18 protein-coding genes are annotated in these 20,695 nt (G+C 45.0%); 17 read left to right on the forward strand and 1 reads right to left on the reverse strand.

What is annotated here, in order from left to right:
• Positions 1-6: 6 nt before the first annotated feature.
• From wcaK to ugd, 16 genes are all read left to right on the forward strand, one after another.
• Complete coding sequence (gene wcaK, locus ACMVME_RS07855) at positions 7-1,287, forward strand: colanic acid biosynthesis pyruvyl transferase WcaK (protein WP_024908095.1); 1,281 nt, start codon at positions 7-9, stop codon at positions 1,285-1,287.
• Positions 1,284-2,504 (forward strand): colanic acid biosynthesis glycosyltransferase WcaL, encoded by a 1,221-nt coding sequence (gene wcaL, locus ACMVME_RS07860; RefSeq protein WP_068794793.1) that lies wholly within the window; start codon positions 1,284-1,286, stop codon positions 2,502-2,504. The genes wcaK and wcaL overlap by 4 nt, the downstream gene beginning before the upstream one ends.
• A gap of 12 nt (positions 2,505-2,516) precedes the next feature.
• Positions 2,517-3,908 carry a colanic acid biosynthesis protein WcaM gene (gene wcaM, locus ACMVME_RS07865; RefSeq protein ID WP_025203690.1) on the forward strand — a complete coding sequence of 464 codons (1,392 nt, stop codon included), beginning with the start codon at positions 2,517-2,519 and terminating at the stop codon, positions 3,906-3,908.
• A gap of 177 nt (positions 3,909-4,085) precedes the next feature.
• Positions 4,086-4,982 carry a GalU regulator GalF gene (gene galF, locus ACMVME_RS07870; protein ID WP_020883269.1) on the forward strand — a complete coding sequence of 299 codons (897 nt, stop codon included), beginning with the start codon at positions 4,086-4,088 and terminating at the stop codon, positions 4,980-4,982.
• A gap of 350 nt (positions 4,983-5,332) precedes the next feature.
• Positions 5,333-6,406: a dTDP-glucose 4,6-dehydratase gene (gene rfbB, locus ACMVME_RS07875; protein WP_068794792.1), complete on the forward strand. Its 1,074-nt coding sequence runs from the start codon at positions 5,333-5,335 to the stop codon at positions 6,404-6,406.
• Between the two features lies 1 nt (position 6,407).
• Positions 6,408-7,274: a glucose-1-phosphate thymidylyltransferase RfbA gene (rfbA, locus tag ACMVME_RS07880; RefSeq protein WP_068794791.1), complete on the forward strand. Its 867-nt coding sequence runs from the start codon at positions 6,408-6,410 to the stop codon at positions 7,272-7,274.
• A gap of 6 nt (positions 7,275-7,280) precedes the next feature.
• Positions 7,281-8,708: a lipopolysaccharide biosynthesis protein gene (locus ACMVME_RS07885; protein ID WP_068794790.1), complete on the forward strand. Its 1,428-nt coding sequence runs from the start codon at positions 7,281-7,283 to the stop codon at positions 8,706-8,708.
• Between the two features lie 10 nt (positions 8,709-8,718).
• The gene (gene vioA, locus ACMVME_RS07890) at positions 8,719-9,819 is read left to right on the forward strand and encodes a dTDP-4-amino-4,6-dideoxy-D-glucose aminotransferase VioA (RefSeq protein WP_068794789.1); all 1,101 of its coding nucleotides are present in this window, start codon (positions 8,719-8,721) and stop codon (positions 9,817-9,819) included.
• 1 nt (position 9,820) lies between these two features.
• Positions 9,821-10,414, forward strand: a complete 594-nt coding sequence (locus tag ACMVME_RS07895; RefSeq protein WP_074439216.1) for an acyltransferase — start codon at positions 9,821-9,823, stop codon at positions 10,412-10,414.
• Entirely contained in the window at positions 10,407-11,411 is a 1,005-nt protein-coding gene (locus ACMVME_RS07900) for a glycosyltransferase family 2 protein (protein WP_074439215.1), read from the forward strand. The genes ACMVME_RS07895 and ACMVME_RS07900 overlap by 8 nt, the downstream gene beginning before the upstream one ends.
• A gap of 12 nt (positions 11,412-11,423) precedes the next feature.
• The gene (locus ACMVME_RS07905) at positions 11,424-12,509 is read left to right on the forward strand and encodes a glycosyltransferase family 4 protein (RefSeq protein ID WP_068794787.1); all 1,086 of its coding nucleotides are present in this window, start codon (positions 11,424-11,426) and stop codon (positions 12,507-12,509) included.
• Between the two features lie 5 nt (positions 12,510-12,514).
• Positions 12,515-13,780 (forward strand): oligosaccharide repeat unit polymerase, encoded by a 1,266-nt coding sequence (gene wzy / locus ACMVME_RS07910; RefSeq protein WP_068794786.1) that lies wholly within the window; start codon positions 12,515-12,517, stop codon positions 13,778-13,780.
• A 4-nt stretch (positions 13,781-13,784) separates the two neighbouring features.
• Positions 13,785-14,597 (forward strand): glycosyltransferase, encoded by an 813-nt coding sequence (locus ACMVME_RS07915; protein WP_068794785.1) that lies wholly within the window; start codon positions 13,785-13,787, stop codon positions 14,595-14,597.
• A 36-nt stretch (positions 14,598-14,633) separates the two neighbouring features.
• A complete protein-coding gene (locus tag ACMVME_RS07920; RefSeq protein WP_068794784.1) occupies positions 14,634-15,515 on the forward strand; it encodes a glycosyltransferase family 2 protein in 882 nt (293 codons plus the stop codon).
• 136 nt (positions 15,516-15,651) lie between these two features.
• Positions 15,652-17,058: an NADP-dependent phosphogluconate dehydrogenase gene (gene gndA / locus ACMVME_RS07925; RefSeq protein ID WP_068794783.1), complete on the forward strand. Its 1,407-nt coding sequence runs from the start codon at positions 15,652-15,654 to the stop codon at positions 17,056-17,058.
• Between the two features lie 227 nt (positions 17,059-17,285).
• Entirely contained in the window at positions 17,286-18,452 is a 1,167-nt protein-coding gene (gene ugd, locus ACMVME_RS07930) for a UDP-glucose 6-dehydrogenase (protein ID WP_068794782.1), read from the forward strand.
• A 51-nt stretch (positions 18,453-18,503) separates the two neighbouring features.
• On the opposite strand, the gene ACMVME_RS07935 is transcribed toward ugd, so the two are convergent.
• A complete protein-coding gene (locus ACMVME_RS07935; RefSeq protein ID WP_068794781.1) occupies positions 18,504-19,508 on the reverse strand; it encodes an NAD-dependent epimerase in 1,005 nt (334 codons plus the stop codon).
• Positions 19,509-19,701: 193 nt separating this feature from the next.
• Here ACMVME_RS07935 and wzzB point away from each other — a divergent pair, with 193 nt between their 5' ends.
• Positions 19,702-20,682 (forward strand): LPS O-antigen chain length determinant protein WzzB, encoded by a 981-nt coding sequence (gene wzzB, locus ACMVME_RS07940; protein ID WP_068794780.1) that lies wholly within the window; start codon positions 19,702-19,704, stop codon positions 20,680-20,682.
• The last annotated feature ends 13 nt before the right edge of the window (positions 20,683-20,695 follow it).

The following is a 20,695-nucleotide window of genomic DNA, read 5'->3' on the forward strand; positions in this document are numbered from 1 at the left end:
GCCATTATGAAATTACTTATTCTTGGCAACCATACCTGCGGCAACCGTGGCGACAGCGCCATTCTGCGCGGTTTATTGGATGCGATTAACACCCTTAAGCCTGAGACTGAAGTGGACGTGATGAGCCGTTATCCGGTCAGCTCTTCCTGGTTATTGAACCGCCCGGTAATGGGCGACCCGCTCTACAGCCAGATGAAGCAGCACAACAACGCCGCCGGCGTGATGGGACGCGTGAAGAAAGTTCTGCGCCGTCGCTATCAGCACCAGGTGTTGCTGTCCCGTGTAACTGATACCGGCAAGCTGCGTAACATCGCCATTGCTCAGGGCTTCACGGATTTCGTTCGACTGCTGTCGGGCTACGACGCCATTATTCAGGTCGGCGGATCGTTCTTCGTCGATCTTTACGGTGTGCCTCAGTTTGAGCACGCACTTTGCACATTCATGGCGAAAAAACCGCTGTTTATGATTGGTCACAGCGTCGGGCCGTTCCAGGATCCGCAGTTTAACCAGCTGGCAAACTATGTCTTCGGCCACTGCGATGCCCTGATCCTGCGTGAGTCGGTAAGCCTCGATATGATGAAACGCAGCGAGATTGACACCTCTAAAGTCGAACACGGGGTGGACACCGCCTGGCTGGTGGATCATCAGGACGACAGTTTCCAGGCGAGCTACGCAGTGCAGCACTGGCTGGACGTGGCGGCGAAACAGAAAACGGTCGCCATCACCCTGCGCGAACTTGCACCGTTTGATAAACGTTTAGGCACCACCCAGGCGGCGTATGAGAAAGCGTTTGCTGACGTGGTTAACCGTGTGCTGGACAGCGGATACCAGGTGCTGGCGCTTTCAACCTGTACCGGCATCGACAGCTATAACAAAGATGACCGCATGGTGGCGCTGAACCTGCGCAACCTGGTAAACGATCCGTCCCGTTATCACGTAGTAATGGACGAACTGAACGACCTCGAGATGGGCAAATTGCTCTCAGCCTGTGACCTCACCGTGGGCACGCGTCTGCACTCGGCGATCATTTCGATGAACTTTGGCACGCCGGCCATTGCGATTAACTACGAGCACAAGTCAGCCGGTATTATGCAGCAGCTTGGCATGCCTGAAATGGCCGTTGATATTCGTCATCTACTGGATGGTTCGCTTGGCGCGATGGTGGGCGATACCCTGGGGCAATTGCCTGCCATCAATGAACGCCTGGCCGTCGCGGTGAAAGCCGAGCGCGAGAAGGGAATTGGGATGGTGAAATCGGTGCTCGACCGCGTCCGGGAGGGGAAATGAAGGTTGGTTTCTTCTTACTGAAATTTCCGCTGTCGTCTGAAACCTTTGTGCTGAACCAAATCACCGCGTTTATCGATATGGGATACGACGTGGAGATCATCGCCCTGCAAAAGGGCGATACACAAAATACCCATGCGGCGTATACGCAGTATGGGCTGGAGGCGAAAACCCGCTGGCTGCAGGACGAGCCCTCAGGAAGAGTAAATAAGCTGCGCCACCGGGCCAGCCAGACCTTACGCGGGATCCATCGTGCGTCGACCTGGCGCGCGCTGAATGTTTCCCGCTATGGCGCGGAATCTCGCAACCTGATCCTGTCTGCCATTTGTGGTCAAACGGCGCAGCCGTACCGCGCCGATGTGTTTATTGCTCACTTTGGCCCGGCGGGCGTGACCGCCGCCAAACTGCGTGAGCTGGGGGTGATTGACGGTAAGATTGCGACCATCTTCCACGGTATCGACATCTCCAGCCGCGAGGTATTGAACCACTACACGCCGGAGTATCAGCAGCTTTTCCGCCGTGGCGACATGATGCTGCCCATCAGCGACCTGTGGGCCGGGCGTCTGAAAAACATGGGCTGTCCGCAGGAAAAAATCACCGTTTCGCGTATGGGCGTGGATTTAGAGCGCTTTACCCGCCGCCCGGTCAAGGTGCCGGGAAAACCGCTGCAGATAATCTCTGTTGCGCGTCTGACGGAGAAAAAAGGTCTGCACGTGGCCATCGAAGCCTGCCGCCAGCTGCGAGCGCGCGGCGTGGATTTCCGCTATCGCATTCTCGGTATTGGCCCGTGGGAGCGTCGTCTTCGCACGCTTATCGAACAGTATCAGCTGGAAGATTACGTGGAGATGCCAGGTTTTAAGCCAAGCCACGAGGTGAAGGCCATGCTGGATGAGGCGGATGTATTCCTGCTGCCTTCCGTGACCGGCGCCGATGGCGATATGGAGGGGATCCCGGTTGCGTTAATGGAGGCGATGGCCGTCGGTATTCCGGTGGTGTCGACCCTGCACAGCGGGATCCCGGAGTTAATCAAGTCTAATTACTCCGGCTGGCTGGTACCGGAGAATAATGCGATGGCCCTTGCGGATCGTTTAGCCGAATTTAGCGGCATCGACCAACAGGCGCTGGAGCCCGTTATCCACAACGCCCGACAAAAAGTTGAAGCAGATTTTAACCAGCAGGTGATTAATCGCCAGTTAGCGAGCCTGCTGCAAACGTTGTAACGCCGAGGTTGTATGCTGAAAAAGATTACCCGACGCACCTTTGTCTCTTCTTTATCCGTCCTGGCGGCTACGCCGCTGCTGTCGTCCCGCATTGCGCGGGCGGCAACCGGAAAGACGGTCTCTGTTAACCAGTACAATAACAACGACTGGATCGCCGCCTTTAAGCAGGCGTTTAACGAAGGCGACACCGTTGTTGTCCCTGCCGGGCTCACCTGTAAAAACATCAATACGGGCATTTTCATTCCTGACGGTAAAACGCTGCTGATCCGCGGTGCGTTAACGGGCAATGGTCGCGGACGCTTCGTGCTGCAGGAAGGCAGTAAAGTGATTGGTGAAGGTGACGGCCGCACGGAGAACATTACGCTGGACATTCGCGGTTCAGACTGTGTGATTAAAGGGCTGGCAATGAGCGGCTTTGGACCGGTGACGCAGATCTACATTGGCGGCAAAAAGCCGCGCGTCATGCGCAACCTGCTGATTGATAACATCAGCGTAAGCCAGGCGAACTACGCCATCCTGCGCCAGGGATTCCATAATCAGATAGATGGCGCGCGCATCACTAACAGTAAATTCAGCCATCTCCAGGGCGACGCGATTGAGTGGAACGTCGCCATTAATGACCGTAACATCCTGATCTCCGATCATGTGATTGACAACATTAACTGTACGAACGGCAAGATCAACTGGGGCATCGGCATTGGTCTCGCCGGCAGCACCTACGACAACGATTATCCGGAAAAGCAAACCGTGAAGAACTTCGTGGTGGCAAATATCACCGGCAGCAACTGTCGTCAGTTAGTCCACGTCGAAAACGGTAAGCACTTTATTATTCGCAATATTAAGGCCAAGAATATCACTCCTGACTTCAGCAAGAAGGCGGGAATAGACAACGCCACGGTAGCCATTTATGGCTGTGATAATTTCATTATTGATAATGTCGATATGGTCAATAGTGCTGGCATGCTGATCGGCTACGGTGTAATAAAAGGTGACTATCTCTCGATACCTCAGAACTTTAAGCTGAACGACATTCGCCTGGATAATCGCCAGCTTGCGTACAAACTGCGCGGAATACAAATTTCATCCGGCAACGCCACCTCCTTTGTGGCCATCACCAACGTTGAGATGCAGCGGGCAACGCTTGAGTTGCACAACAAACCGCAACACCTCTTCTTGCGTAATATCAACGTGATGCAGGAAGCTGCCGTCGGCCCGGCGCTGAAGATGAATTTCGACCTGCGTAAGGATGTCCGAGGCAAGTTTATGGCTAAAGATGAGACCTTACTGTCGCTGGCGAACATCAAGGCTGTGAATGAGAAAGGGCAGAGCTCCGTGGATATTGACCGCGTGGACCAGCAGGTGGTGAATACGGAGCGGCTGAATTTTGCGCTCCCGCACAGATAATCGACAATTGTCTTTTTTTGCGACTATTCCTGGCACAGAAACGCGATCTATTCAGATTACAACTACTGTTTTTTGTGATGTGGTCCCCTAACATCATATAAGAATCACGGCAAATCATGCTGGCGAAAACAGGTTAAAGAGCTATAATTCGTCAACCATTTTAAGGTGGAAGAAATAATGATTAATTTGAAAGCAGTCATTCCGGTAGCAGGCCTGGGCATGCATATGTTGCCAGCCACAAAAGCCATTCCTAAAGAGATGCTGCCGATTGTCGACAAACCGATGATTCAATACATTGTCGATGAAATTGTTGCTGCAGGGATCAAAGAAATCGTCCTGGTTACGCACTCCTCCAAGAATGCGGTAGAAAACCACTTCGACACCTCTTACGAACTCGAAGCGTTGCTTGAGCAGCGCGTAAAACGCCAGCTGCTGGCTGAAGTGCAGTCTATCTGTCCTCCTGGCGTAACTATCATGAACGTGCGTCAGGCGCAGCCGCTGGGTCTGGGCCACTCCATTCTTTGCGCACGCCCGGTCGTGGGTGACAACCCGTTCATCGTTGTACTGCCGGATATCATTATCGACAGCGCATCTGCCGATCCGCTGCGTTACAACCTTGCGGCAATGGTGGCGCGCTTCAACGAAACGGGCCGTAGCCAGGTACTTGCTAAGCGCATGAAAGGCGATCTCTCCGAGTACTCTGTTATCCAGACTAAAGAAGCGCTGGAAACGGAAGGGCAGGTGAGCCGTATCGTTGAGTTTATCGAGAAACCGGATCAGCCGCAGACGCTGGATTCTGACCTGATGGCCGTCGGCCGTTATGTTCTCAACGCGGATATCTGGGCCGAGCTGGAAAAAACCGAGCCGGGTGCCTGGGACCGTATCCAGTTGACCGATGCGATTGCTGAACTGGCTAAGAAGCAGTCTGTTGATGCGATGCTGATGACCGGTGACAGCTACGACTGCGGTAAGAAACTGGGCTATATGCAGGCATTTGTGAAGTATGGCCTGCGTAACCTGAAGGAAGGTCAGAAGTTCAGAAGCCGGATTGAGAAGTTGCTGGCTAACGACTGATTCCTCTCTGTCTTTTGAATAAGCGGCAGTTATCATTTGGCTATGTAAAACATAACCAAAATGGTGACTGCCGTTTTTTGTTATTAATTATAATGATAACATGGGGTTATCTGATTCAAATGTGGACTGATTTGTAACGATTTGTGCTTGTTTCTAAGACCATTTAGGATGACAATTAACGCCAGTTTTTGTCTGTTATCAGACTCCCAAAACCTTTTTTCAACATTCGCTCAGTGCACTGGTAGCTGTTAAGCCAGGGGCGGTAGCGTGCAAAATTTCTGAAAACGATATTTTTAATCGGTTTCCTGAGCATCAATATCTCGATATACCCAATAGATGGAAGAGCTAACGTGAAAATTCTTGTTACCGGCGGTGCCGGTTTTATCGGCTCAGCGGTGGTGCGGCATATTATTAAAAATACCCAGGATGCAGTCGTCAATGTGGATAAACTGACGTATGCAGGTAACCTGGAGTCACTGACCGACGTTAATGGTAGCGATCGTTATGTCTTTGAACATGCGGATATTTGCGATAAGGCGGCTATGGATCGTATTTTCGCCGAGCACAAACCGGATGCGGTGATGCACCTTGCGGCAGAGAGTCACGTTGACCGATCTATTACCGGCCCCGCAGCGTTTATTGAGACCAACATTGTGGGTACCTATGTCCTTCTGGAAGCCGCGCGAGCTTACTGGTTGACGCTGGATGACGCGGCCAAAGCGGTGTTTCGTTTCCACCACATCTCTACGGATGAAGTGTACGGTGATTTGCCGCATCCTGATGAACATCCCGCGTCTGCTGAGCTACCGCTGTTTACCGAAACCACAGCCTATGCACCAAGTAGCCCGTATTCCGCCTCTAAAGCGTCCAGCGATCACCTCGTACGCGCATGGCTGCGTACGTACGGTTTCCCAACAATCGTGACCAACTGCTCAAATAATTATGGCCCGTATCACTTCCCTGAAAAGCTGATCCCGTTGGTGATTTTGAATGCGCTGGACGGTAAAGCGCTGCCAATTTACGGCAAAGGCGACCAGATCCGTGACTGGCTGTATGTTGAAGACCATGCGCGTGCGCTGTACACCGTTGTAACCCAGGGTAAACCGGGTGAAACTTATAACATCGGTGGGCATAACGAAAAGCAGAATCTGGATGTGGTACACACCATTTGCGATCTGCTGGATGAAATCGTGCCGAAAGAAGTTTCCTATCGCGATCAAATTACTTACGTCGCTGACCGCCCCGGGCATGACCGCCGCTACGCGATTGATGCGCATAAAATTGGTGTTGAGCTGGGTTGGAAGCCTGAAGAGACATTCGAAAGCGGAATACGTAAGACTGTTGAATGGTATCTGAATAATAAAAGTTGGTGCATGCGAGTGCAGGATGGTAGTTATCAACGTGAACGTCTGGGGTTAGTATAAAATGAAAGGTATTATCCTTGCGGGTGGATCGGGGACGCGTTTGTACCCTATTACAATGGGTGTCTCGAAGCAATTATTACCTATTTATGATAAACCAATGATTTATTATCCATTATCAGTTTTGATGCTTGCGGGTATAAGAGATATTTTAATTATTACGACACCCGAAGATCAGGACGGGTTTATACGTCTTCTGGATGATGGAGCAAAACTGGGCTTGAATTTACAGTATGCAATTCAGCCTTCGCCAGACGGATTGGCACAAGCATTCATTATTGGTGAAGAATTCATCGGTAATGATTCTGTTTGTCTGGTATTAGGTGATAATATTTTTTATGGACAAGGGTTCTCTCCTAAACTAAGAGAAGCTGCAGTCCGTGCGACATCTAAGGCGACGGTGTTTGGATATCAGGTTAAAGATCCAGAGCGTTTCGGCGTTGTCCAATTTGATGAGGATCGCAATGTGTTATCGATAGAAGAGAAGCCCGCTAAACCAAAAAGTAATTATGCAGTTACCGGGCTTTATTTTTATACAAACGAAGTCGTAGAATACGCAAAACAGGTTAAACCATCAGAACGTGGTGAGCTTGAGATTACGTCAATCAACCAAATGTATCTTGAGAAGGGTAACCTTGTGGTTGAAATGCTGGGCCGTGGTTTTGCCTGGCTTGACACTGGGACTCATGAAAGCCTTTTGCAAGCAGCTCAATTCGTTGAGACTATCGAAGTTAGACAGGGGTTTAAAGTCGCTTGTCTTGAAGAGATTGCATTTAACAATGGATGGTTAGCTAAGGCAGACGTATTAAAACAAGCTGCCTTAATGTCCAAAAATGGATATGGCCAATACCTGTCCCAACTTATTAAGTAATAAATAGTGTCTGAACTAAAAAATAAAACAGTCAATGGTCTAAAATGGAGTGCCCTAGAGCGAATACTTTCTCAGGGCATTCAGCTCATTCTGATGCTGATTCTAGCTCGTCTGTTAGGGCCAAAAGCCTTTGGTCTCATTGGAATGTTAGCAATGTTTATTGCAATAGGTCAGGTATTTATAGATAGCGGCTTCAGTTCAGCACTGATAAGAAAGACCGATCGCACGAATACTGATTATTCGACTGCATTCTATTTTAATATTATAGTTGCTATCTGTTGCTATCTTTTGCTGTATTTTTCTGCAGGATATATCGCTAATTTTTATCAGCAACCCGAATTAGTGTTATTAGCGAAAGTCATTGGCTTATCATTAATAGCGAATAGCTTCTCAGTTGTGCCAAGAACTATTTTGACAGTGTCAATGAACTTCAAAGCGCAAGCGAAAGCGTCGATTTGCTCTGTTATTCTGGGGGGGGGCGTTGCGTTGATTTTCGCCTGGAAAGGGTATGGTGTGTGGGCGCTGGTTGCGCAAACTCTGTCTGTCTCTGTTTTGAGCGCATTGTTTCTTAATATAATAACACGTTGGGTTCCAGCACTAATTTTCTCAAAAAAATCATTTAACTATCTGTTTGGTTTTGGCGGTAAATTATTGGTATCCGGGTTACTTGATACGACATATAATAATGTCTATCAACTCATCATTGGCAAGAAATTCAGTGCTGAAAATGTTGGTCAGTTTACGCAGGCCAACCAGGTATCAAGCATTCCTGCCATGACAATGACTAATATTATTCAGCGCGTAACCTATCCTATGTTTAGTCATATGCAGGAAGATAGTCACAAGATGGACGAATATTACCTGCTCACAATGAAAGTGGCTGCGCTGTTCATCTTTCCATTGATGGCCGGTGTTGCCATACTCGCACAACCTTTGCTGCAACTTGTGTTAGGTTCGCAATGGCATGAAGCGGCAGGACTTGTAACAATCCTTGCCCTTGCTTATATGCTTTATCCAATCCATGCCATAAATCTGAATGTTTTACAGGTAAAAGGTCGAAGTGATTTGTTCCTGAAGCTGGAAATAATTAAAAAAATCATTGGGATTTCAATCGTTACCGTAACAATGAATTACAGCATTTACATAATGTGCTTTGGTTTATTGATTCATTCTTACTTTGCACTCGTATTAAATACGTATTACACCGGAAAACTGACTGGTTTAACGGTCTGGCGACAGTTCAAAGAAGTGTCACCTATCTGGTTAATTACTATGCTTTCTTGCTTTATTGCCAAAATTATTGCGATGAATCTATCAGCGCAAAACATTTGGCAGATTATAATTATGTTAACTTTAGCGCCTGGTATATATATTGGAATGATTTACCTTACGCAAAGAAACTTATTTAAGATTGTATTGTCTATCAGAGAATAGAGTAAACTAAATGAAAAATATACCAGTGACTCAACCCTTTCTTCCTGAATTAAGTGAATTTATTCCTTATCTTGAAAAAATCTGGGATAATAAGTGGTTAACAAATAATGGTCCATTCCATCAGCAGCTTGAAAAAGAATTGTGTGAGTATTTAGGCGTTGATTATATTTCTCTTTTTAATAACGCAACAATCGCGTTAATCACTGCACTTCAGGCATTACGTATTTCGGGTGAAGTGATTACCACACCGTACTCATTCATTGCCACCAGTCATTCTATTCTGTGGAACGGCCTGAAGCCGGTATTCGTCGACATTGATCCCGACACGTTCAACATCGACCCGAAGAAAATCGAAGCGGCTATTACGCCTAATACTACCGCGATTATGCCCGTGCACTGCTATTCCAGCCCATGCGAAGTAGAAGCAATTCAGGAAATTGCTGATAATTACGGGCTTCGCGTGATCTATGATGCTGCACATGCATTTGGCGTAAATTATAAGGGGCAGAGCATATTACGCTATGGCGATATGTCCATCCTAAGTTTCCATGCTACAAAGGTCTTCAACACCTTTGAAGGCGGTGCGATAATTTGTCAAGATGCCAAGACCAAGCAGCGTATTGATAGATTGAAGAATTTTGGTATTGCCGATGAGTTAACAGTCACTGCGCCGGGCATCAACGGTAAAATGAGTGAGATCAATGCTGCTTTTGGTTTAGTTCAGTTGAAACATATCAACAGTGCCATTGAGCAGCGTAGAAGGATTGATCTGGCTTATCGCCAGGAGCTTACGCAAATCAAAGGTATTACTGTTCCTGCAGCTTCTGAACACTCTAACAGTAACTATTCATATTTCCCAGTTCTCATTGAACCTGAGTTCCGCATGACCAGGGATGAGCTCTATTTCGAACTGAAAAAGAATAATATTTTATCGCGTCGCTATTTCTATCCTTTGATCAGCAACATGCCTATGTACCGCGGAATTGAATCAGCAGCTATTGAGAATCTGCCTTTGTCTAATGCCGTTTCGGATAAAGTACTGTGTCTGCCCATTTTTAACGAAATGGATGAGAATGATTTTTCTCGTATTATAAATATTATCCGAGGATAATATGGCTATCTTAACCCGTGAAGAAATTGAACAGATGGGATTTGCCTCCGTAGGGGAAAATGTCCTTATCTCAACGAAAGCGTCATTCTACGGTGTATCTAGAATCCATATCGGAAACAATGTCCGGATAGACGACTTCTGTGTTATTTCCGCAGGAGAAGGAGGCGTTTTTATTGGTAATTACATTCATATAGCGGTGTATTCTTCCCTGATTGGTGCCGGAAAAATTTCATTAATGGATTTTGCAAATATTTCATCACGGGTTTCTATTTACGCTAGTAACGATGATTACTCTGGAAATTACATGAGTAATCCTATGGTACCGACGGATTTCACAAATGTCACACATGATTCGGTTGTCGTAGGAAAACATGTCATTATTGGCTCAGGAAGTATCGTTTTACCGGGAGTAACTCTGAATGACGGATGTGCAATTGGTGCCCATTCATTGGTTAAAAATAGCTGTGAAACCTTTTCAATATATGCTGGTAATCCTGCGCGCAAAATACGAGAAAGAAGCAGGAAACTTTTAGAGTTTGAAGCCCAGTTAAATGAAGATATTCAACGTGCTCCGACAGGTAAAACAGATGTATAACGAAAGCCAAGAATTGATTCAAAAAAATTGGCAAAGTTTTGAGATTAAAGTATCAATTTGCTGTATAACGTATAACCATGAAAAATATATCGCTGCAGCGATAGACAGTTTTTTAGCGCAGCGAACAAACTTTGCGTTTGAAATATTAATTGGTGAAGATAAGGGGGGCGATGGCACACTTACTATCATCAATGAATATCAAGAAAAATTCCCAGGGATTGTTAAAGTTATTACCGCTGAAAAAAATCTTGGTGCAAATGGCAATATCAGAAATGTCATTTCACATGCGCAGGGAAGTTATATAGCTTTTTGTGAAGGCGATGATTATTGGCTGGATCCCAATAAAATCCAAAAACAATACGATGCGATGATTCTGCATCCAGAAATTAACTTCTGCTTTCATCCTGCCTTTGCGTTAAATCCAGATGGAAGCAAAGTAAAGCGCTTTGACAAAGGTGATTTGGTTCGTCGTTTCAACGTTGAGGATGTTCTAAATAAAAATGGGCAATTCTCTCCAACGTCTTCCTATATGTTCAAAAAAGAGGTAGTGGCATCGCTTCCGGCATGGTTTGAAAATGCACCTGTTGGCGATCTCTTTATTGAACTTTATGCAATGAAAGAGGCGGGTGGGTTATATTTACCTTCTACGATGTCTGTGTATCGTTTGTTCGCTGATAACTCTTGGTCAAGTGCTATCAAAAAGGATTTCACCAAAAATATTGAAACGCAGAAAAATATCATCAAATATACTAAGTTAAGTATTGCAGATTTTGATGAGTACGAAAAGATTTATGATCTTCGCTTTTCAAGGATTTATTGCGATATTGCGACTAAGTTTCTTATTAGAAAAGATTATATCTCTTTTGAAAAATATCTGGTAAAGTCTTACTCTTGTCATCCACACTCTTCTAGAAAACAGGAGTTGTATTTAAGATTCAAGGCTTTTCCCGTTTTATTAAATTATTTTCATAAGCTTAAGTCAATGTTAAATAAATAATCTGGATGCGAAATGAAAAAAATTTGTTTTTTCTTGACAGACGCTTCTGATGAAGGTGGAATTCAACGTGTCATTACCGAGCTTTCTAATCACTTCGTTAATGGCTACGAGATATGGATCGTTAGCATTTTCTATAAAGATAGTAATGATATCAGTATATTGCCGTATAAATTAAATAAGAACGTTAATTTCAAAGGTTTTATTAATAAGAGCACGACGCATAATAAAATCATCAAAAAGATAAAGACCCTCTTTGCAATTTCTAAACTTTATTTTTTTTTGAAAAAACAAAAAATTGATGTTTTGATTGCTAACGGTATGGAAAGTGTTATGTGGTCTTTTCTGCCGGCATGTTTAAATAGATTAAAATACATTTGCTGCGATCATACTAGCTTCGACAGAAAACCACTCTGGGCTCGACTGGGGCGAAAATTATCTTTAATGTTTGCCCACTCTATCGTTGTGCTGACAGCGAGTGATGCGCGAGCTTGGAATAATGTTAAAGTAAATATTATACCTAATCCTTCTCCTTATTCTGATGAAACTATTTCTGCTCCTTACTCTCAAAGAACTAAAAGAATAATCGCCGTAGGGCGTTTGGTACAGGTTAAGGGTTTTGATCGGCTTTTAAATATATGGAAAAAATTCGTTACACAACATCCGGATACACCTTATTGTCTTGAGATAATTGGTAGCGGGCCATTAAGAGAATCTTTAAGTAACAGAATAGAAAATGTAGGTATAGCGAATGCAACAATATCAACGTTTACCTCAGATATTGCAAAGATCTACAATGACAGCCAGCTTATATTAATGACCTCATACCATGAGGGATTGGCTATGGTTCTAATAGAGGCACAAGCCTTTGGACTTCCCGCGCTTGCTTACGATGTCAGCGGGCCTTCCGAAGTTATCGTCGATGGTGAAACAGGTTATCTGGTAGAAAACGGCGATGAAGAACAGTTCATCAGTAAATTGTCCACTCTGTTGAATAATGATGCTTTGCGAAACGAGATGTCAGGAAAATGCCCTGAATATTTATATCGCTTTAAAATTGATGTCATTGCTGAGAAATGGAAACGCTTATTTGAGGCTTAATTAATATGTCTTATGAACAAAATCAAGCCTTACTGATAAGAAGGTACTTTTTAAAGATTTATATTTTCTTTAACGTAATTTGCGGTATTTATTTTATTTACGATGGTAATCTGGGGGGGGACTTTCAAGGGGTATATCCTACCGAACCGACCCTGATGATTATTGCCATTATACTTGTACTCGCTATTTTTTATTTTGTACTATTACTCTTGTTTCCGTTTTTTGAAAAAGTAAGAGTGAGAGAATTAACATATTGCAGAAGCAAACTCCTCGATTATTTTATACTTGTATTATTGGTATTATCCATTTATGCAGCAATTAACCTTAATGTAGGAATCTCTGGGCTAAAGCTTGATGAGCCTGACGGTAGCTCTAAGTTTTATTTCTTTTTAATCTCCATATTTCAACCTGTAAACTTAGCACTTATCTATCTTTTCTATAGAGTAATACCATGCCGTGTAAATAGGTTATTATTATTGAATGTGTGTTTATATGTTGTTTATGTTATTGTTAGTGCTCAGACAGTTAACATCTTGACGTTATTTGCCTTATTTATTGTTTATCTTCAACTTAAACAGATTAGGGTTTCCGGAAGGAAACTATTTATGTTCACCGCATTAGGATTGGCAATTTATCCAGTCATTAGGTTTTTAAAATATGCAATTGTCAGTAGCGGTCGACAAAATATGGAATTAGTTAACACTTTCCAGAGTAATTTAGGTGGCGGTGCGACAGATATATATTTTGATTTTTTCTTTAAAAGTATTGAGCGTTTTCAAATGGTCGCTAATATACAATTCATCATGGAAAAGTGGGCTGCTTTATCTTATGCATACAATAACGCTGTGAGTGGATATAGTTTCCTATCCTCATACTGGTTCATTGATGCAATACTAAGAAGAGTTTTTGGAGAGAATTTTTTTGCCACAGGTATGGCGCCACAAGATTTTATGGCAACGGCAATAAATGGTCAAGATACTTGGTCTTCACACATCAGTTTTTTGGGGTATATTCCATTCTTCGGTTTTTACAGCATATTGGTTTATACATTGATGATAATCTTTGTTTTCATTAGTATAATCCTTTCCAGAAAGTTAATGTCCAATCGTTACTTTTTAACATTAACTTGGCTCATGTGTTTATTTCTGGTATGCCACGGTTGGTTTATTCCATTTATTAATTACATTCAATCATTAGTGGTTTTTATTTTCGTCATTATTACATTGCAAGTTTTTAATGTGGGACGAAAACAGATACAACATATCAGGTAATAGCATGACTGGTAAACTTGCAGTAATTATGTCAATTTATAAATCTGATGACCCGGAAGCACTTAAAGTGGCATTAGATAGTCTGATAAATCAGACCTACCCATGTGACATTTTCCTTTATCAAGATGGTGAAATCCCTTCTGAACTTAACACTGTTTTGCAAGATTATCTCCATTTTAATCAAGTGAAGTTGACTACCAGCCCGGTAAATAAAGGACTGGCTCATGGACTCAATACCCTTATCGACTGCGTTCTTAAGGAGGATTACGCTTTCATTGCCAGAATGGACAGCGATGATATTTCACGTGTTAATAGAATGTCCGAGCAGGTTTCTTTCCTTGAGAACCACCCTGAGGTTGATCTCTGTGGAACATATTGTCAGGAGTTCGGTAGCACCTATGCATTAACAGAAAAATGTCTTCCTAAAGCGCATGAGGATTTGGTTAAATTCAGTATTGCCAGATGTCCTTTCATTCATCCAACTGTGATTTTCCGACGTCACATTTTTGAAAGCGGCCATCGTTACCCTACGCATACCACCTACACAGAAGATATGGCATTATGGTTTGAGCTGATCAAAGGCGGTTATACGCTTGGCAACGTCGATAGGGTGTTACTTGATTACCGCCTGACTGAAGATACTATTTTGCGGCGTCGTGGCTTTAAAAAGTCGATAAGTGAAGTGAGATTACGCTTTAAATACATGATAATTCTGAAACAACTTACGGTTAAAAACATTTTATTAATTACATCGCGAGTTGTATTTCATCTGTTGCCTGTTTCATTTATGCGCTTTATGTATCGCAACATGCGCTAACTAACGACATTATATTGCTGTAAATGAGGTGAGGTAATGTTTTCAATTGTAATTACAACAAAAAACAGACTGGCTTTTCTTCGAAGAGCCGTAAGTAGTATTCTTAATTCATCGTTGCTTCCGAACGAGATTATCATCGTTAATGATGGTGGTGAAAAACCTGATTTTTCAGATATAGATTTTGGCACTGTCAGTTTAATTATCAAAAATAATGACTCAAGTTTGGGGGCTAATTATTCCCGCAATAAAGGAATTGAACTTTCCTCAGCCGAAAACGTTTTTTTGTTAGACGATGATGATGCTGTTGAAGAAGATTCATTTCAAAAACGCATGAATGTCCTCTTAAAGGATGAACGGATTGGGCTTGTTTTTACCGGTATCAAAATTGTTTTAAGTTCAGATCTTAATAACGTTAGACGAACCGTATTTCCTCGTGAATATTCTGATTACACAGAGGCTCTTTTCTCCAAAGGAAATGTCATCGGCTCGACATCAAGGGTGTTGATTCGTAAAAAATTCTTCATGGCGGCGGGAAAATTTGATGAGACGTTACCTTGCATGCAGGATTACGATCTTTGGATCAGAATGTCTCAGCATTGCAAGATCAAACATGATAATAGCGCGACAGTAATTTATACCGTTCATAACAATAAGAGGCAAATAAGCTCTAATTTTATGAAGTATCTTGAAACTGGGGAGGTATTGCTGAGTAAATACAGTGCGCTAATTAATGAAAGTCAGCGTAAGCAGTTTATGGCTAATCTGTACTTCCGCGTCGCGCTATCGTCCGCTTCAACGTCATATATTCACAGAATGCGTTACGCTTTACTATCTTTAACTTCAGTGTTTTCACTTAAAGGACTCATATTACTCTTGACTCCCTATACAATATTGAAACGCACATATCTCTTTGCGTAGGGACTCGTAATGATTTTAATTATTGTCTGCATCTGATTGCACCTTCCACTACACATTCGTCCGCAACCTGAGTTAACATTGACTAAACATTCAAGCCGCGCACAGTCGTGGCGACCACACCTGACAGGAGTATGTAATGTCCAAGCAACAAATCGGCGTTGTCGGTATGGCAGTGATGGGGCGCAACCTGGCGCTCAACATCGAAAGCCGTGGTTATACCGTCTCCGTTTTCAACCGCTCCCGTGATAAGACTGAAGAAGTGATTGCCGAGAACTCAGGCAAGAAACTGGTTCCGTTCTATACGGTGAAAGAGTTTGTTGAGTCTCTGGAAACGCCTCGTCGTATCCTGTTAATGGTGAAAGCGGGCGCAGGTACCGATGCTGCTATCGACTCTCTGAAACCTTACCTCGAAAAAGGCGACATCATTATTGATGGCGGTAACACCTTCTTCCAGGACACCATTCGTCGTAACCGTGAACTGTCTGCTGAAGGTTTCAACTTCATCGGTACCGGTGTTTCCGGTGGCGAAGAGGGCGCACTGAAAGGCCCATCTATCATGCCTGGTGGTCAGAAAGAGGCGTACGAACTGGTTGCGCCAATCCTGACAAAAATCGCTGCGGTTGCTGAAGATGGCGAGCCGTGTGTGACCTATATTGGTCCAGACGGTGCGGGCCATTATGTGAAGATGGTTCACAACGGCATCGAATACGGCGACATGCAACTCATCGCAGAAGCTTACTCTCTTCTGAAAGGCGGCCTGAACCTCTCTAACGAAGAGCTGGCTGAAACCTTTACCGAGTGGAACAAAGGTGAGCTGAACAGCTACCTGATTGACATCACCAAAGATATCTTCACCAAGAAAGATGAAGAGGGTAAATACCTGGTTGATGTGATTCTGGACGAAGCTGCGAACAAAGGTACCGGTAAATGGACCAGCCAGAGCTCTCTGGATCTGGGGGAACCGCTGTCTCTGATCACCGAATCCGTATTCGCGCGTTACATCTCTTCCCTGAAAGAACAGCGTGTTGCGGCATCCAAAGTGTTGTCTGGCCCACAGGCTAAACCCGCGGGTGACAAAGCTGAATTCGTCGAGAAAGTTCGCCGCGCTCTGTACCTGGGTAAAATCGTCTCTTACGCGCAGGGCTTCTCTCAGCTGCGTGCCGCGTCAGACGAGAACAACTGGGATCTGAACTACGGTGAGATCGCGAAGATCTTCCGCGCAGGTTGCATCATTCGTGCGCAGTTCCTGCAGAAAATTACCGATGCTTATGCGGAAAACGCGGGTATTGCTAACCTTCTGCTTGCGCCATACTTCAAGAAGATTGCCGACGAATACCAGCAGGCGCTGCGCGATGTGGTTGCTTATGCCGTTCAGAACGGTATACCAGTACCAACCTTCTCCGCTGCAGTGGCGTACTATGACAGCTATCGCGCTGCCGTTCTGCCTGCGAACCTGATTCAGGCGCAGCGCGACTATTTTGGCGCGCATACCTACAAGCGTACTGATAAAGAAGGTGTGTTCCATACTGAATGGATGGAATAAGTTAAATTACACAATGTAATCAAGGCCCGAAGCTCGTCTTCGGGTTTTTTTTATGTAAAGTCTGGCACGTAGTACTCGAAGATATCTGAATATTATCTCGGGAGTAGGGATTGCTCCTGGTTTGCCTTGACAGTTCTGGCTGCCAGGAGGTACAAAGCCCAACAGTCATATTTATCGCGATGGTCAGGCGACCATCTCTTCATTAAACTTACAGAAGTCATTAGCGAATGAAAATAACTATCTCCGGAACTGGCTATGTCGGTCTTTCTAACGGCATTCTGATTGCCCAGAACCATGAAGTGGTTGCGCTGGATATCGTGCAGGCCAAAGTGGATATGCTGAATCAGAAGAAATCTCCGATCGTCGACAAAGAGATTGAAGAGTATCTGGCGAACAAACAGCTGAATTTCCGTGCTACCACCGATAAAGAAGATGCTTATCGTGATGCGGACTTTGTCATCATTGCGACCCCAACAGACTACGATCCAAAAACCAACTATTTCAACACTTCGACGGTTGAAGCGGTGATCAAAGACGTTATCGCGATTAATCCGAATGCAGTGATGATCATTAAGTCGACCATTCCGGTCGGTTTCACTAAATCAATCAAAGAAGAGCTGGGTATTGATAATGTCTTCTTCTCGCCAGAGTTTCTGCGCGAGGGCAGGGCGTTATACGATAACCTGCACCCATCCCGTATCGTGATCGGTGAGCGCTCTGAGCGTGCGGAGCGTTTTGCTGCTCTCCTTCAGGAAGGCGCAATCAAGAAAGATATCCCGGTGCTGTTTACAGATTCCACCGAAGCCGAAGCGATCAAGCTGTTCGCAAATACCTACCTGGCAATGCGCGTGGCTTACTTCAACGAGCTGGACAGCTATGCCGAGAGTCTGGGCCTGAATACCCGCCAGATCATCGAAGGGGTGTGCCTCGACCCGCGTATCGGTAACCATTACAACAACCCGTCCTTTGGTTACGGCGGCTATTGCCTGCCTAAAGATACGAAACAGTTGCTGGCGAACTATCAGGCTGTGCCAAACAATTTGATTTCAGCGATTGTTGATGCAAACCGTACGCGTAAAGACTTCATTTCTGATTCCATTCTCGCGCGTCAGCCGAAAGTGGTGGGTGTATATCGTCTGATCATGAAGAGCGGTTCTGATAACTTCCGCGCCTCTTCCATTCAGGGGATCATGAAGCGTATTAAGGCTAAAGGCGTTCAGGTGATTATTTATGAGCCAGCGATGCAGGAAGATGAATTCTTCCATTCCCGTGTGATTCGTGACCTGGATGCATTCAAACAGGAAGCGGATGTGATTATCTCTAACCGTATGGCGGAAGAACTGGCCGACGTGGCGGATAAAGTGTATACCCGCGATCTGTTTGGTAGCGACTGAGTCTCTGCTTAAGGCGCATAAAAAAACCGGCACTTGCCGGTTTTTTTATTTTTATACTTTGTAGAAGTCGCGATACCAGTCAACGAAATTCTTCACGCCTTCTTTAACGGAAGTCTGCGGTTTGAAGCCAATAACCTCATACAGCGCTTTAGTATCTGCGCTGGTTTCAAGTACGTCACCCGGCTGGATTGGCATCATATTCTTTTCTGCCTCTATCCCGAGCGCCTCTTCAAGAGCCGTAATGTAATCCATCAGTTCAACCGGAGAGCTGTTTCCGATGTTATAGACGCGATAAGGCGCAGAGCTGGTTGCCGGTGAACCGGTTTCAACGGTCCAGTTTGCATCGGCCTGAGGAATAACATCCTGCAGACGGATAATGGCTTCGGCGATATCATCAATGTAAGTGAAGTCGCGCTTCATCTTACCGTAGTTGTAGACATCAATGCTTTTGCCTTCAATCATCGCTTTGGTGAATTTAAACAGCGCCATATCCGGACGACCCCACGGACCGTACACGGTAAAGAAACGCAGGCCCGTCGTGGGCAGGTTGTACAGGTGGGAATAGGTATGCGACATCAGTTCATTGGCTTTTTTGGTCGCGGCATAAAGTGAGACAGGGTGATCGACCGAATCGTCAGTCGAAAAAGGCATCTTGCGATTCAGACCGTAAACGGAGCTGGAAGATGCATACAGAAGATGTTGTACCTTGTGATGGCGACAGCCTTCCAGCACGTTGAGGTGCCCTACCAGGTTGGCATCTGCATAGGCGTGAGGGTTTTCAAGCGAGTAGCGTACGCCTGCCTGTGCGGCCAGGTGGATGACGCGATCAAATTTCTCACGGGCGAACAGTGTGGCCATGCCTTCACGGTCGGCCAGGTCCAGCTTGTGGAAGGCGAAACTGTCAGATGTCAGCAGATCCAGACGTGCCAGCTTAAGATTGACATCATAGTAGTCATTCAGGTTATCAATACCGACGACCTGATGACCGGCATCCAGGAGTCGTTTGCTGACATTTGCGCCGATAAAGCCTGCTGCACCCGTTACCAGAAATTTCATATCTTCCCTCATAAACATGTGTTCTTACTGATGCCATCACGCATCACATTGCGTCTATCATAGCGCGGCGGATGCCAGTTACATAACCCATCTTTCCGATTTAACTCATCGGATTCTTATAGAAAAATTCATAGCAACAGATACACTATGTGAACATGTTTATTTTTGCCCTTTATCATCTGTTAGGGATTGTATGACGCAGAACAACAATAACCTGGTCAGCAGAAGTAATGACCCGGAGCAAATTGATTTACTTGATTTAGTGCTGCAACTGTGGCGTGGAAAGTGGGTTGTTGGAGCTTTTGTTGCTGTATTTATCATATTGGCTGGGATCTACATCACCGTAGCAAAAGAGAAATGGACATCGTCCGCTATCATAGCCCAGCCGGATGCCGCACAGATTGCAACGTATGCAAATGCGTTGAATATTCTGTACGGAAGTGCCGCGCCTTCAATTTTGGATATCCAGACCCGTGCAATTAGTCGTTTTAATTCATCCTTTTCTGCATTAGCGCAGGCGCTTGAAAATCAGGAAATCCCGGAAAAGCTAACCATCGATTCCACGGTTAAGGGACAAGCATTTCCATTGACCGTCAGTTATGTTGGTGAAACTGCTGAAGCTGCGCAAAAGCAGCTTGCCCAGTATATTCAGCAGGTTGATGAACAGACGGCGAAAGAACTTACGCTTGACCTAAAAGATAACATTAAGCAGCAGATTACAACCCTGAATGACTCCCTGGAAAACCAGGAGAAAGTCTCTCAGGAGCAAAAAGATTTGCGTATCAAACAGATTACGGAAGCGCTGAAGAACGCAGAAGCAGCGAAAATCACCTCTCCACAGATTCAGCAAACTCAGGACGTGACGCAGGAAACCATGTTCCTGCTGGGCAGCGAAGCGTTAAAATCGATGATTGAAAACGAAGCGTCTCGTCCGCTGGTGTTCTCAGGAGCGTACTACCAGACCAAGCAGAACTTGCTGGATATCGAAAAGCTGAACGTTAACCCTGACACTATCCACGTCTACCGTTATGTGATGAAGCCAGATTTACCGATCAAACGTGACAGTCCGAAAAAGGCCATCACTCTGATCCTTGCTGTCCTGCTTGGCGGGATTATCGGTTCGGGTGTGGTGCTGGGCCGCAACGCATTGCGGAACTACAAACCAAAAGCGTGATTCTCATCAGATA

The organism is Enterobacter cloacae complex sp. 2024EL-00711, from assembly GCF_047529885.1.
Classification (GTDB): Bacteria; Pseudomonadota; Gammaproteobacteria; order Enterobacterales; family Enterobacteriaceae; genus Enterobacter; species Enterobacter ludwigii.

Bases quoted from the DNA above. Each gene is read 5' to 3' on its own strand.
- vioA (WP_068794789.1), top strand. From the start codon at position 8,719: ATGAAAAATATACCAGTGACTCAACCCTTTCTTCCTGAATTAAGTGAA.
- wcaK (WP_024908095.1), top strand. From the start codon at position 7: ATGAAATTACTTATTCTTGGCAACCATACCTGCGGCAACCGTGGCGAC.
- ugd (WP_068794782.1), top strand. From the start codon at position 17,286: ATGAAAATAACTATCTCCGGAACTGGCTATGTCGGTCTTTCTAACGGC.
- ACMVME_RS07915 (WP_068794785.1), top strand. From the start codon at position 13,785: ATGACTGGTAAACTTGCAGTAATTATGTCAATTTATAAATCTGATGAC.
- ACMVME_RS07905 (WP_068794787.1), top strand. From the start codon at position 11,424: ATGAAAAAAATTTGTTTTTTCTTGACAGACGCTTCTGATGAAGGTGGA.
- ACMVME_RS07920 (WP_068794784.1), top strand. From the start codon at position 14,634: ATGTTTTCAATTGTAATTACAACAAAAAACAGACTGGCTTTTCTTCGA.
- gndA (WP_068794783.1), top strand. From the start codon at position 15,652: ATGTCCAAGCAACAAATCGGCGTTGTCGGTATGGCAGTGATGGGGCGC.
- galF (WP_020883269.1), top strand. From the start codon at position 4,086: ATGATTAATTTGAAAGCAGTCATTCCGGTAGCAGGCCTGGGCATGCAT.
- ACMVME_RS07895 (WP_074439216.1), top strand. From the start codon at position 9,821: ATGGCTATCTTAACCCGTGAAGAAATTGAACAGATGGGATTTGCCTCC.
- ACMVME_RS07935 (WP_068794781.1), bottom strand. From the start codon at position 19,508: ATGAAATTTCTGGTAACGGGTGCAGCAGGCTTTATCGGCGCAAATGTC.
- wcaM (WP_025203690.1), top strand. From the start codon at position 2,517: ATGCTGAAAAAGATTACCCGACGCACCTTTGTCTCTTCTTTATCCGTC.
- wcaL (WP_068794793.1), top strand. From the start codon at position 1,284: ATGAAGGTTGGTTTCTTCTTACTGAAATTTCCGCTGTCGTCTGAAACC.
- wzzB (WP_068794780.1), top strand. From the start codon at position 19,702: ATGACGCAGAACAACAATAACCTGGTCAGCAGAAGTAATGACCCGGAG.
- rfbA (WP_068794791.1), top strand. From the start codon at position 6,408: ATGAAAGGTATTATCCTTGCGGGTGGATCGGGGACGCGTTTGTACCCT.
- wzy (WP_068794786.1), top strand. From the start codon at position 12,515: ATGTCTTATGAACAAAATCAAGCCTTACTGATAAGAAGGTACTTTTTA.
- ACMVME_RS07900 (WP_074439215.1), top strand. From the start codon at position 10,407: ATGTATAACGAAAGCCAAGAATTGATTCAAAAAAATTGGCAAAGTTTT.